The following is a 13,244-nucleotide window of genomic DNA, read 5'->3' as shown; positions in this document are numbered from 1 at the left end:
ACGAGTTTTGTGGGTCAACGCGTGGACGGCGTCGCCGTCCACGCCACGGTTTAGTGCGCCTTTTCCCAGTTTTCGCCGACGCCCGTTTCGGCCACCAGCGGCACCTTCAGCGTTGCCACGCCGGCCATCAGTTCCGGCAGCTTCACGCGTACCAGCTCCAGTTCGGCCTGCGGCACTTCGAGCACCAGTTCATCGTGCACTTGCATGATCATGCGCGTGGCCAGCTGTTCAGTTTCAAGCCAGCTCTGCACGGCGATCATCGCCAGCTTGATCAGGTCGGCCGCCGTGCCCTGCATCGGCGCATTGATCGCGGCCCGTTCGGCGCCGGCGCGGCGCGGGCCGTTCGGCGAATTGATCTCGGGCAGCCACAGGCGGCGGCCGAACACTGTTTCAACGTAACCGCGCGCCTTGGCCTGCAGGCGCGTTTCGTCCATGTACTGTTTCACGCCCGAGAAACGCGCGAAATAGCGTTCAATATAATTGGCCGCCGCACCCCGTTCGATGTTCAGGTTGGCCGCGAGACCGAAGGCGCTCATGCCGTAGATCAGGCCAAAGTTGATGACCTTGGCGTAGCGGCGCTGTTCGCTCTGCACGTCGGCGGGCGGGATGCCGAAGATTTCGGCAGCCGTCGCGCGGTGGATGTCTTCGCCATCGGCAAAGGCCTTGAGCATCGCGGCGTCGCCCGAGATATGCGCCATGATGCGCAGCTCGATCTGCGAATAGTCGGCCGAGACGATCACGCTGCCCGGCGGCGCGATGAAGGCTTCGCGGATGCGGCGCCCTTCGGCGTTGCGCACCGGGATGTTCTGCAGGTTCGGCTCATTGGACGACAGTCGGCCCGTGATCGCCACCGCCTGCGAGTAATTGGTGTGCACGCGCCCCGTGCTCGCGTTGACCATCTTCGGCAGCTTGTCGGTATAGGTCGACTTGAGCTTGGACATGCCGCGGTGCTCGAGCAGGATCTTCGGCAGCGGATAATCTTCGGCCAGCTTCTGCAGCACTTCCTCGTCGGTCGACGCGGCGCCCGTGGCGGTCTTCTTGATCACCGGCAGGCCGAGTTTGACGAAGAAGATTTCGCCGATCTGTTTCGGCGAACCCAGGTTGAACGGGCCGCCGGCCAGCTCGTAGGCCTGCTGCTCGAGTTCGAGCATGCGCTTGCCCAGCTCGTTCGATTGCACGCCCAGCAGGTCGCTGTCGATCAGCACGCCGTTGCGCTCGATCTTGTGCAGCACTTCCATCGTCGGCATCTCGATGTCGCGGTAGATGTACGTGAGCCCCTTGTCGGCTTCGACATGCGGCAGCATCGACCCGTGCAGGCGCAGCGTGATGTCGGAATCCTCGGCCGCGTACTCGGTGGCGCGGCCCAGTTCGACCTGGTCGAAGCAGATCTGGTTGACGCCCTTGCCGCACACGTCGACGAACGGAATCGTCGTGTAGCCCAGGTGGCGCATGGCCATCGTGTCCATGTCGTGCGGCTTGTGCGATTCGAACACGTACGACTGCAGCAGCGTGTCGTGCACGATGCCCTTCAGGGTCACGCCATGGTTGGCGAAGATGTGCATATCGTACTTGAGGTTCTGGCCGAGCTTCGGCTTGGCCGGATTTTCCAGCCATGGGCGCATCTTTTCCAGCACGTGGTCGCGCTCGAGCTGGTCAGGTGCGCCGGCGTAGCGGTGCGCCAGCGGGATGTAGGCGCCCTTGCCCGGTTCGACCGACAGCGAAATGCCGACCATCTGCGCCGTCATCGGATCGAGCGACGTGGTTTCGGTATCGACCGACGTCAAGGCGGCCGCGTCGATCAGCGCCAGCCAGGCATCCAGCTGCGCGTCGGTGAGAACTGTCTCGTACTCGCCCTTGATGACCGGCATGCCATCGAGCGTGGCCTGCGCGCCTTCCGGCGAATTGAGCGGACTGCCGCCCGGCGCGCTGCCGGCTGCCGGGCGCACGCTGCCGTCGCCGGGTTTCGCGCCGCCCAGGTCGCGCAGCATCGTCTTGAAGCCGTAGCGGCTGAAGAATTCGCGCAGCTTGTCGGCGTCTTCCGGGCGGCCGACAAGCGTTTCTTCGAACGACACCACGTGCTTGACCAGGTCGCAGTCGGTTTTCACGGTGATGAGTTCGCGGCCTTTCGGCAGCCAGTCGAGCGCCGCGCGCAGGTTCTCGCCCACGGCGCCACCGATACTGCCGGCGTTTTCCATCACGCCATCGAGCGAGCCGTGCAGCGTGAGCCATTTGACAGCCGTCTTCGGCCCGCACTTGGCCACGCCCGGCACGTTGTCGACGGTGTCGCCGACGAGCGTCAGGTAATCGATGATGCGGTTCGGTGGCACGCCGAACTTGGCCAGCACGCCGGCGTCGTCCAGGCGCTCATTGCTCATCGTGTTGATCAGCATGACCTTGTCGTTGACGAGCTGGGCCAGGTCCTTGTCGCCGGTGGAGACGACCGTCTTCATGCCGCGCGCGGTGGCCTGCACGGCCAGCGTGCCGATCACGTCGTCGGCCTCGACGCCATCGACCATCAGGATCGGCCAGCCCATGAGGCGCACCACTTCGTGGATCGGCTCGATCTGCTTGCCCAGGTCTTCCGGCATCGACGCGCGCGTGGCCTTGTACTCGGGATACAGGTCGTCGCGGAAGGTCTTGCCCTTCGCATCGAACACGCAGGCGATGTAGGCGGCCGGGAAGTCGGCGCGCAGGCGGCGCAGCATATTGACCATGCCGTGCATGGCGCCGGTCGGGAAGCCGTCCGGGCTCCTCAAGTCGGGCAATGCGTGGAAGGCACGGTAGAGATAGCTGGAACCGTCGACGAGCAGAAGGGTATTGTCCATAGGGGGCGAAAATCAGGTAAGCATGCGGCGTCAAGGGTGGCGCCAGGGTCGTCACCATTATCGCAGAATCCGCATGATGAGCAGCGCCCGTACCAGTGTCCCAGTTCCTGGCGGCAATCACAGGATATGGCACACGTTTCACAGGGAGGCGGTACTGTTTGCTACAATGGACTAAACGACATTAGGTGACCATCATGCTGCGCTCGACACCCCGCTTTGCCCTCCTGACGCTGTGCCTGTTCGCTCACGCGGGCCTGGCCTCGGCGCAGCCGGCCACACCACCGCAAACACAGACCCAGCCGGCGCCACGCGCCACGACGCCAGCGCAGCCAGCGCAGCAACAGCGCCCAAGCGACGCGCCGCCGCAGCTCGAGCGCATCGAGCCGGGCAGCGATGTGCCGGCCACGACGATCCCGCCGCGCAAAGGCACGGTCATTACCGAGAAACGCGGCAATGACGGCAAGGTCACCGAAGTCGAAGTGCAAGCTGGCCCAAGCCGCTACACCATGAAGCCCAACGTTGCACCAGGAAACGCCCAACCAGGCGATATCTCGGGCAGCAGCATCCGCGCCCCACAATGGCAAGTGATGGAATTTGATTTTGGCAATCCCAAGAAACAGAACACCGACGAGCAGCCAGCCGCTGCGGCGCCAGCCCGCGCCGGTGCAGCCGGGACGATCCCGGCCCGCGCCGATGTGCCGCCGCCGCCCGCGCTCGAGCCGACCACCAAACAATGATCCCGCCTGCCGCGTTCGCGCGGCAGTGTCGCGGCCATCGTCCACTTCTCTTTCTTGCTAGCTCATGGCAGTTTTTACCGCGGTCTCACTGGATGACCTTCACCAGTGGATCAAGCAGTTTCCCCTCGGCCAGGCCGTCGGGCTCGAAGGCATTTCCTCCGGCATCGACAACAGCAATTTCTTCCTGAATACCGAGCACGGTCCGCAGTCCGGTCCGCAGTCCGGTCATTACGTGCTGACGATCTTCGAGAACCTGCGATTCGACCAGCTCCCCTTCTATGTCAACCTGATGCGCCACCTGGCCGGGCGCGGCATTCCCGTGCCGGCGCCGGTGCCGAACAATGACGGCGAACTGGTCGTGAGCCTGCATGGCAAGCCGGCGATCATCGTCAGCCGCCTGAATGGCAGCTCGCAACTCGATCCCCAGCCGGTCCATTGCGCCGAAGTGGGCCGCATGCTGGCGCGGATGCACCTGGCGGCGCAGGACTTTTCGCTGCAGCAGCCGAACCTGCGCGGCATCGACTGGTGGACGGCAACTGCGCCCGAGGTCGCCCCCTTGCTGAGCGAGGCCGAAGCCACGCTGCTGCAGGACGAGGTCGCGTACCAGGCTGCATTCGCCGCAAGCGCGACCTATGCCAACCTGACGCGCGGCCCCGTGCACGCCGACCTGTTTCGCAATAACGTGATGTTCGAGGGCGAGCGCCTGAGCGGCTGCTTCGACTTCTACTTTGCCGGTATCGACACCTGGCTGTACGACGTGGCCGTTACCGTCAACGACTGGTGCATCGACCTGGCCACCGGCAAGCTCGACGAAGCGCGCGTGCGCGCCCTGCTCGATGCCTACCACGCGGTGCGCCCGTTCACCGCGGACGAGCGCGACGCCTGGCAACCACTGCTGCGCGCGGGCGCGCTACGCTTCTGGCTGTCGCGCCTGTATGATCTGCACCTTCCACGCGCGGCCGAGCTGTTGACGCCGCACGACCCTACCCATTTCGAACGTATTCTGCGCGAGCGCATTGCGCACCCCGCACCGGGCTTGCCCACCACTGTCATTACATGAACAAACTACCTGCATCTACCGGCTGGACCTGGCTCAAGAACGGCGCCCTGCTGTTTCGTCAACAACCGGCAGCGCTGACCACGCTGCTGTTCGCCAATATCCTGGTCAGTATCCTGATCAGCGCCGTGCCGCTGCTGGGCGCGATGGTGGCAGTGGTGCTGATTCCGTCGTTCTCGATGGCGTTCATGATGGCGTGCTCGATGATCGAGAACGGTCAGCGCGTCACGCCGGCCGTGGCGTTGACGGGCTTTCGCAAGCCGGTGCTGCGCGAGCTGTGCAAGGTGGGCATCGTCTATCTGGGCGTGTCGCTGATCCTGGCACTGATCACGCGCTTTGCCGTGCAGCCGGACTTCTGGGAGCAGGTGCGGGCCCAGAGCGCCGATGGCACCCCGGCCGTGCTGGCAGGCCAGGACGTGCTGGCGATGTTCTTGATTTTCGCGCTCGATGTGGTGGCGCTGATCTCGCTGTGCTTTGCCGCGCCGCTGACGTACTGGCAAAAAATGCCGCCGCTCAAGGCCGTGTTCTATAGCTTCTTTGCCGTCAAGCGCAGCGCCGGCATTTTCATCGTGATGCTGCTGGCGTGGTTCGGTATCTTCTTTACCGTGTGCATGGTGATCGCCGTGATCCTGGGCGGCAGCAGCATCGCGCGCGTCGTGATCATGTGGGTGATCTTCTTGTTCATCCTGCTGCTGCAGTGTGCGCTGTATGTGGGCTACCGCGAGATCTTCGGTGCACCGCCAGCAGAGCCAGGCAGCAAGGTCAGCCTCGACAAGCAGCGGTAATCGGCAACAATCAGCCAACGCTGGCGGCATGGCCGCCAGCGTGACCGCCCACCTTAGCGGCCCACCCGCTCCAGCTTCGCGATCGACAGATCCAGCACCTTCACCCCCGCCGAACCAAAGTTGATCTGGGCCCGCGCCGCGCCGGCGCCGCCCTCGATATTGACGATCACGCCTTCGCCGAACTTGGCGTGGACCACGCTCTCGCCCACACGCCAGCCGGTGCCATTGCCCGCCTTTTGCGTGATCTGCTGAGCGATCTTGTTGTCGCTGCCGCCTTCGCGGAACTTGGCGTCGTCCCAGGCCGTGGTGGACTTGCGCCCGCCAAACCAGTTGCCTTGCACGCGTGGCGACAGCCATTTGATCGATTCTTCAGGCAGTTCGTCGAAGAAGCGCGATTTCATGTTGAAGCGCGTCTGGCCGTGCAGCATGCGCTGCTGAGTAAAGCTCATGTACAGACGACGGCGCGCGCGCGTGATCGCCACGTACATCAGGCGCCGTTCTTCGTCGACACCATCGGCCTCGCGTGCACTGCTCTCGTGCGGGAACAGGCCTTCTTCGAGGCCCGTGATGAACACGGCGTCGAATTCGAGGCCCTTGGCCGAGTGCACCGTCATCAGCTGCAGCGCCTCTTGCCCGGCCTGCGCCTGGGCGTCACCCGCTTCGAGCGATGCGTGCGACAGGAAGGCCGACAGCGGCGACATTACGGTGGGCAGCGGCGCGCCGCCATCGAGGATCTCGATGCCATCCTGGAACACGACCGATTCGCCGGCCTGCGCCTGTGCCGGCGGGCCAAGGTGGGCCGGCGCCTGGGTGCCGAACCCTTCTTCCTGCACGAACTGCGTCGCGGCGCTGACCATCTGCTCCAGGTTCTCGATGCGGTCGGCGCCTTCTTTTTCGTTGCCGTAGTGCGCCAGCAGCGTACTGCGCTCGAGTACCACGCGCACCAGCTCGGGCAGCGGCAATTGCTGGGTCTCGAAGCGCGCGCCTTCGATCAGCTTGACGAAGTTGCCCAGCACGGTGCCGGCCTTGCCCGTCATGTATGGCACCGCCGCGTACAGCGAAATGCCATAGCTGTCGGCCGCCATCTGCAACTGCTCGATCGAGCGCGCGCCGATGCCGCGCGTGGGGAAGTTCACCACGCGCATGAAGGCCGAATCGTTGTGCGGATTGTCCATCAGCTGCAGGTAGGCGATCGCGTGCTTGACCTCGGCGCGCTGGAAGTAGCGCAGGCCGCCGTACACGGTGTACGGAATGCCGGCAGCGAACAGCGCATGCTCGATCACGCGGCTCTGTGCATTGCTGCGGTACAGGATCGCGATTTCGTTGCGGCCCATGCCCTCGTTCATCAGGCTCTTGGATTCTTCGATGATCCACTGCGCTTCTTCGAGATCCGACGAGGCCTCATACACGCGCACCTGTTCGCCCTGACCGGCATCCGTGCGCAGGTTCTTGCCCAGGCGCTTGGCGTTGTTGGCGATCAGGAAGTTGGCGCTGTCGAGGATGTGGCCGTGCGAGCGGTAGTTCTGCTCGAGCTTGATCAGGTTCTTGACCTGGTAGTCGCGTTCGAACGCCGACATATTGCCGACGTTGGCACCGCGGAAGGCGTAGATGCTCTGGTCATCGTCACCGACGGCAAAGATGGCGCCGCCGCCGGATTCGCCCTGCCCCGCCAGCAGCTTGAGCAGGTTGTATTGCAGGTCGTTGGTATCCTGGAACTCGTCGACCAGGATGTGACGGAAGCGCATCTGGTAGTGGTGGCGCAGCGGCGTATTGCGCGACAGCAGCTCGTACGAGCGCAGCAGCAGTTCGGCGAAATCGACGACGCCTTCGCGCTGACATTGCTGGTCGTACAGTTCATACAGCTCGACCATGCGGCGTTCGATCGGATCGTAGGCCTCGACCTGCGACGCGCGCAAACCCTGGTCTTTGGCGTTGTTGATGAAGTACATCAGCGCCTTGGCCGGGTACTTTTCATCGTCGACGTTGTGCGCCTTGAGCATGCGCTTGATCAGCGAGAGCTGGTCTTGCGAATCGAGAATCTGGAACGTCTGCGGCAGCGCGGCGTCGCGGTAGTGCGTGCGCAGCAGCCGGTTGCACAGGCCGTGGAAGGTGCCGATCCACATGCCGCGCGTGTTAATCGGCAGCATCGACGACAGGCGCGTGAGCATTTCTTTCGCGGCCTTGTTCGTGAACGTCACCGCCATGATGCCAGCGGGCGAGACCTGATTGGTCTGGATCAGCCAGGCAATGCGCGTGGTGAGGACGCGCGTCTTGCCCGAGCCGGCGCCGGCCAGGATCAGGGCGCTTTGCGCCGGCAAGGTGACGGCGGCAAATTGTTCAGGATTCAGGGTGTCGAGTTTCAGCATCCGGCCATTATACCGCCGCGATATACTGTATGCCCATCCAGTTTCGTGGCGTACGCGTCACCACCGGCTGCGTCAAACGTTTTTGATTACCAGCGCCACATTCATCGCATCGTCGGCCCGTACGACCACCCGCTGACCGAAGTCGCTGGTGCGCACCGGCGCCGCCAGCACATCGGCGCCGCTCATCAGCTTGGTGCTCACGAGCAGTTTCTCGCCATCTTTGAAGCGCGTGATGATGAATTCAAGGTGCCATGGCGTGTCGCGGTGGTTGCCGGTGACCGTGACGCGTTCCGTGTTCCAGGCACGAACCACGTGCTTGCTTGACTCGCCGAACAGGTCCACGCTCAGCGCCACATCATAGCCACCGACACCCAGCATGCGGGCGGGCGTGATGCCCAGCAGCGATTGGGCCTGGGCTGCCGTGCTGCTTGCGCCGGCGAGAAGGACGACTGGCAGCGCCAGGCAGAGGCGGCGCTGTTTGATGGCAGATGACATCGGCATGGTGGATTCCTTATGGGGCGGGCAGCCCGCTGCAATGCCGGGATGGATTCATCGTCCCACTTTCTTGCAAGTATTTCAATGTGGAACGCATGAACCTCATCAACACCAATTTCACTGGGAAAATCTCATTAACTTCGCGCAATTTCTCCCAAAATCCATGCCAAACGCGCGCCCCGCGTTCATCGTTTTCGCTTATGTTGAAGGCAGCGTTGCGACAATCTCGTGAAAATCTTAATAAGGAGAATGATGATGCTAGGACGCGTAGTAACCATGGCCGCGCTGGCCGTTGGCGGCGTGATGCTGTCGAAAAAGTTCAAAGGAAACAATGGTTTCGGTGCCAGCTCGGCGATCGTCGAGACCATCGAGATCAATGTGCCCGTGAGCACTGCCTATAACCAGTTCACGCAGTTCGAAGATTTCCCGCAGTTCATGAAGAGCGTGAAGGAAATCCGCCAGCTCGACGACAAGCACCTGCACTGGCGCGCCAATGTCGCCGGTGAAGAAAAAGAATGGGATGCCGAAATCACCGAGCAGATCCCGGACAACCGCATCGCGTGGCGCAGCGTCACCGGCGTAAAAAACGGCGGTGTCGTGACCTTCCACAAGATCTCGGACACCGTCACGCGCATTGCGCTGCAGATGGATTACGAGCCGGAAGGCACACTGGAAACCCTGGGCGACGCCCTGGGCGCCGTGCGCATGGAAGCGCGCGCCAACCTGGCCAACTTCAAGGAGCTGCTCGAGCAGCGTGGCGGCGAGACCGGTGCGTGGCGCGGCAAGGTCGAACAGCACTGACCCCCCCCTTCACAGCCGCCGGCGCCGGCACGCCGGTCATGGCCGGCGGCTGTTCACCGGCTTGATCGACGCCGGCAGCGCCACCCGCTCGACCGGCGTCGTCTGCGCGGCAATGAAGCCTTCCAGCGCCAGCGACAGATCGGCAACGACCTGCGTGCCGTAGGCTGCTTCGATCAGTTTGTACTGACGCTCGATGAGCGGCGCGATATCGTCGATCAGGCGGTCGCCCTTGGGGGCGAGGCGCACCCAGATGCGGCGCTGGTCGGCCGCCACACGCTGGCGCTCGATCAGGCCCAGCTCCTCCATCCGCGACAGCACGCCCGTCATGCTGGGGCTCAGGATCTGGCACAGTTCGCACATCTCGCGCGGTTCCAGTTGCTCATGCTCGTCCAGCACGCGCAGGATGCGCCATTGCTGCTCGGTCACGCCAAAATGGTTGAGGATGGGGCGGAAGTGCAGCAACAACGATTCGCGTGCCTTCAGAAAAAGCTGGGGAAGATTGCGGTGGGTAATCCGGCGGGCCAAGGAATGCTCCGTAATAGGTAATTCTGTCTCTGGTTCTGCATCGACCCCTGCGCAAACAGCGCGGCAATCGTGCCTGGCTGACTAATATACTTGCCAGCCCGATGGATTTCGCTTCACGCAGCCGATTCCATGCGAATTTTTTGTGAACAGATATTACCGCAGCCATCACGAAGGACAAAAAGGGCGGCCCGGTGGCCGCCCTCTGTGCTTCATCGGGAGCGCATCAGCCCGCAGCCGGGGCCGGCCGTGCCAGCCCCTTGGCGCGCGCATCGCGGATCAACGCACGCACCGTCTTGTCGGCAACCTTGCTCTCGCGCTCCATCTCCTTGCCCAGCATGCCCATCTGCTCGCCCAGCACATGCATCGGTTTGCCGGCCTCTTCCATCTGGCGGCCGATCGCTTGCATCGATGCATGCGACTTGCGGATCTGCGGCGAGTCGTACACCTGGCCGATCTGCCGGCCAGCAGCGTTCATGCGTGCACCGGTTGCGGCCATCTCGCGGCTCAGGCGCTCGCGCTCGGCCTGGTCGCGCGCCGTTTCCATCTGGCTGCTCAGGCGCTCCATATGCTGGCCCAGCGCCTGCATGCCGCCATCGATCTCGCGCATGTCGCGCTCGCTGGGCAGATTGTCCTTGCTGACGGCAACGCGGTCCATCTGGCGCCCCAGCGCATCCATTTTCTTGCTGTGGACATCCATTTCCTTGCTGTGTACGTCCATGCGCGCGCTCAGCCGATCCAGCGGCGCCCAGGCGGTACGCACTTTGGCCATGACAGCCGCATCCTGGATCACGTAATCGCGCCCGTCCTCCCGGAACCAGATGAATTCGCCGGGGATCGCGCGCTGGGCCGCCTTCACGGCCGGCCAGTCGTCGCTGCTGCCGCTGATATTGAAGCTGCCTTCCTTGCCGCGCACCAGCGCGTATGGCTCGCCCTGCGTCACGCGCACCGCGCGCATGGCCTCCTGCGCGCCAGCCTGGATGGGCACGGTCAATGCCAGCGACGCGGCGCACAGCGCCAGGCCGATGAAAGAAAGCGCCAGCTGGCGCGTGAGCGATGTGGAATGCGGCATGAGGTTCTCCCTGGGCCAGGAACGATGACACGGACCGGACGCGCCGGCGATGAGAACACTCTAGCCGCCGCCCCCGGCACGAGCCAGCACGCTGCGACAGGCCGTCGAAATCGCGGTGCAGACCGTCAATCGGGGCCCGTAACGACAACGCGGCCCGAAGGCCGCGTGCATCACATGCAGATGGTGCAGGCTGTGCGGCCTGCGGTGATCAATACACGACCACCGAGCGGATCGATTCGCCCGATTTCATCAGGTCGAAGCCCTCGTTGATACGGTCGAGCGGCAGGTGATGGGTGATCAGGTCATCGATATTGATCTTGTTTTCCATGTACCAGTCGACGATCTTCGGCACGTCGGTACGACCGCGTGCACCGCCGAAGGCCGAGCCCTTCCATTCGCGGCCAGTCACCAGCTGGAACGGACGGGTGGAAATTTCCTGACCCGCAGCGGCCACGCCGATGATGATCGACTTGCCCCAGCCCTTGTGGCAGCACTCGAGTGCCTGGCGCATCGTGTTCACGTTGCCGATGCACTCGAAGCTGTAGTCGGCGCCGCCATCGGTCAGCTGAACGATGGCGTCGACCACGTTCTCGACCTGGGTCGGATTGATGAAATGGGTCATGCCGAACTTGCGCGCCATCGATTCGCGTTCCGGGTTCAGGTCGACACCAATGATCTTGTCGGCGCCCACCATCCGGGCCGCCTGGATCACGTTCAGGCCAATGCCGCCCAGGCCGAACACCACCACATTCGCGCCCGCCTCGACCTTGGCGGTGAAGATCACGGCGCCAATGCCGGTGGTTACGCCGCAACCGATATAGCAGATCTTGTCGAACGGCGCATCGTTGCGCACCTTCGCCAGCGCGATCTCGGGTACCACGATGTAGTTCGAGAAGGTCGACGTGCCCATGTAGTGATAGATCGGCTGGCCGTCGATCGAAAAGCGCGACGTCGCATCCGGCATCAGGCCGCGGCCCTGCGTCGAGCGGATCGCCTGGCACAGATTGGTCTTTTGCGACAGGCAGAATTTGCACTGGCGGCATTCCGGCGTGTACAGCGGAATCACGTGATCGTCTTTGCGCAGGCTGGTCACGCCCGGGCCGACATCGACCACCACGCCGGCGCCTTCATGGCCCAGGATCGACGGGAAAATGCCTTCCGGATCAGCGCCCGACAGCGTGTAGTAGTCGGTGTGGCAAATGCCGGTGGCCTTGATCTCGACCAGCACTTCACCGGCCTTCGGGCCTTCCAGTTCCACTTCTTCGATCGTCAGCGGCTGACCCGCTTTCCACGCGATTGCTGCCTTGGTTTTCATGTCGTTTCCCCGTTGCTTGAATGGACCCACGCGCGCAGGCGCGTTGCAAAGCGCCATGATAACAAGCTTGGGGCATCAAGGACGCGCGTCCACCAGCAACGCGGGCTGCAATGCGCGGATACGCAACTCGGTAAAGTAACCGCCAGCTTCGTTGTAGCGCAGGTAATGGCGGCCGCACCCGGTGCAGCGCGCCACGGTACAGCGGTTGGCCGGATAGAAGCGCGGGGCGATCGGCGCATCCGCGCTGTCGTAGCGGGTGCCTGCGGGATGATATTCGGCGAAGGTCGGCTCGTCGTAGGGGTCTTCGAACAGGGCGCCGATGTCTTCGAAGCCGTCACGTTCCAGCGTCAGCGGCAGCGCGGTCCAGGCTTGCAACGGGACGGCCATGCAGCTGCATGGGGCCATCACCCGTGACGACGCCAGCGCGAGCTGCGTCAGTGTCGTGAAATCGATGTACTGCATGTCAATCCAATCCCGGCGAAGCGCCGCCTTCCCACATTGTTCTTGCCGGCCACAGTACCAGATGCGGGCCCGTGCCCGGTGGCTGGTGTTCATGCACAGGATGCGCTACCATCGTTCCCTGCGCCATCCGCAGGGTCACCTGGAGAACACCATGTCCGATCCTTTGCCGGTGCACGCTGCACCACGCCCGCCTGACCTTCCCGATGCCTTTCCACGCGCCTTGCGCGTCGACGCCCAGGCGCTTTGCGCCACCCACGTCTGGCAGCCGCATCCTGCCCACCTGCATTTCGTCGTTGCATTGGCCGATGAGAACCTGGCCATCCCGACGCGCCTGTATTTTGACCCGTCCCTGCTGGAAGCGCATGGCGAACTCGATGTCCGCCAGCGCGCCATGCTGTGGTGCCTGGGCACGCGTCACCACAACGGCCACGTCCGTGAACAATCTCTGCGCCACCTGCTGGCCAACCTGCAGGACTGGATGGTGCCATTCGTCGTGCAGTTGATCGGCGAGTATGTTCACGAGATCATCGCGCTGATCGATGCAGCACTGACCACGCTCGATCCGCCCATGCAGACGGCCTTTGCACGCTTTGCCAGGGACAATCCGCGCTACATCGATACCATTGAACAGCGCACGATCAGCTACCGTCCCGCCGGCTGCGACAAACGGTCTGGTCGCCTGCACGATCATCCCGGTGCGCGCGCCGTAATGCAGCTGCGTCAGCTGGTGCTCGCGGAACGCGATACGGCGTGAGACCTGCATCATGCTGTACGGATAAATACTACGTGCTTAATCCCAAGACCATG

General features: G+C 63.4%; 12 protein-coding genes. 5 read left to right on the top strand and 7 right to left on the bottom strand.

The genetic code is table 11. The features are described from left to right. Positions 1-50: 50 nt before the first annotated feature. Positions 51-2,825 carry a DNA polymerase I gene (gene polA / locus AC56LN_RS14360; protein ID WP_499572680.1) on the bottom strand — a complete coding sequence of 925 codons (2,775 nt, stop codon included), beginning with the start codon at positions 2,823-2,825 and terminating at the stop codon, positions 51-53. 194 nt (positions 2,826-3,019) lie between these two features. Between polA and AC56LN_RS14355 the strand changes: the two genes are divergently transcribed. From AC56LN_RS14355 to AC56LN_RS14345, 3 genes are all read left to right on the top strand, one after another. After that, on the top strand, positions 3,020-3,562 hold the full coding sequence (locus AC56LN_RS14355) for a hypothetical protein (protein ID WP_482897376.1): 543 nt from the start codon (positions 3,020-3,022) through the stop codon (positions 3,560-3,562). 64 nt (positions 3,563-3,626) lie between these two features. Continuing rightward, positions 3,627-4,622 carry a homoserine kinase gene (locus AC56LN_RS14350; RefSeq protein ID WP_499572678.1) on the top strand — a complete coding sequence of 332 codons (996 nt, stop codon included), beginning with the start codon at positions 3,627-3,629 and terminating at the stop codon, positions 4,620-4,622. Next, positions 4,619-5,404 (top strand): BPSS1780 family membrane protein, encoded by a 786-nt coding sequence (locus AC56LN_RS14345; RefSeq protein ID WP_499572676.1) that lies wholly within the window; start codon positions 4,619-4,621, stop codon positions 5,402-5,404. Before AC56LN_RS14350 ends, AC56LN_RS14345 begins: the two co-directional genes overlap by 4 nt. A gap of 53 nt (positions 5,405-5,457) precedes the next feature. Here AC56LN_RS14345 and AC56LN_RS14340 read toward each other — a convergent pair whose 3' ends face one another. Together AC56LN_RS14340 and AC56LN_RS14335 are read right to left on the bottom strand one after the other, a co-directional pair. Next, positions 5,458-7,770 carry a UvrD-helicase domain-containing protein gene (locus tag AC56LN_RS14340; protein WP_499572674.1) on the bottom strand — a complete coding sequence of 771 codons (2,313 nt, stop codon included), beginning with the start codon at positions 7,768-7,770 and terminating at the stop codon, positions 5,458-5,460. 72 nt (positions 7,771-7,842) lie between these two features. After that, on the bottom strand, positions 7,843-8,271 hold the full coding sequence (locus AC56LN_RS14335) for a hypothetical protein (protein ID WP_499572672.1): 429 nt from the start codon (positions 8,269-8,271) through the stop codon (positions 7,843-7,845). Positions 8,272-8,520: 249 nt separating this feature from the next. Between AC56LN_RS14335 and AC56LN_RS14330 the strand changes: the two genes are divergently transcribed. Beyond that, a complete protein-coding gene (locus tag AC56LN_RS14330; RefSeq protein ID WP_499572670.1) occupies positions 8,521-9,066 on the top strand; it encodes an SRPBCC family protein in 546 nt (181 codons plus the stop codon). 36 nt (positions 9,067-9,102) lie between these two features. Here the strand turns inward: AC56LN_RS14330 and hpaR are convergent, their stop codons facing one another. The 4 genes from hpaR to AC56LN_RS14310 form a co-directional block, all read right to left on the bottom strand. Further along, entirely contained in the window at positions 9,103-9,591 is a 489-nt protein-coding gene (gene hpaR, locus AC56LN_RS14325; protein WP_499572668.1) for a homoprotocatechuate degradation operon regulator HpaR, read from the bottom strand. Between the two features lie 223 nt (positions 9,592-9,814). Further along, positions 9,815-10,660, bottom strand: a complete 846-nt coding sequence (locus AC56LN_RS14320; RefSeq protein WP_499572666.1) for a hypothetical protein — start codon at positions 10,658-10,660, stop codon at positions 9,815-9,817. 208 nt (positions 10,661-10,868) lie between these two features. Then, a complete protein-coding gene (locus AC56LN_RS14315; protein WP_499572665.1) occupies positions 10,869-11,975 on the bottom strand; it encodes an S-(hydroxymethyl)glutathione dehydrogenase/class III alcohol dehydrogenase in 1,107 nt (368 codons plus the stop codon). A 75-nt stretch (positions 11,976-12,050) separates the two neighbouring features. Continuing rightward, positions 12,051-12,437 (bottom strand): hypothetical protein, encoded by a 387-nt coding sequence (locus tag AC56LN_RS14310; protein WP_499572663.1) that lies wholly within the window; start codon positions 12,435-12,437, stop codon positions 12,051-12,053. 151 nt (positions 12,438-12,588) lie between these two features. On the opposite strand from AC56LN_RS14310, the gene AC56LN_RS14305 reads away from it, so the two are divergent. Continuing rightward, positions 12,589-13,191, top strand: a complete 603-nt coding sequence (locus tag AC56LN_RS14305; protein ID WP_499572661.1) for a hypothetical protein — start codon at positions 12,589-12,591, stop codon at positions 13,189-13,191. Positions 13,192-13,244 lie beyond the last annotated feature (53 nt).

This window comes from Telluria sp. ZT3P26, assembly GCF_059686035.1.
The sequence above is the reverse complement of the archived record's forward strand: the minus strand, read 5'-3'. Positions and strand labels throughout refer to the sequence as shown.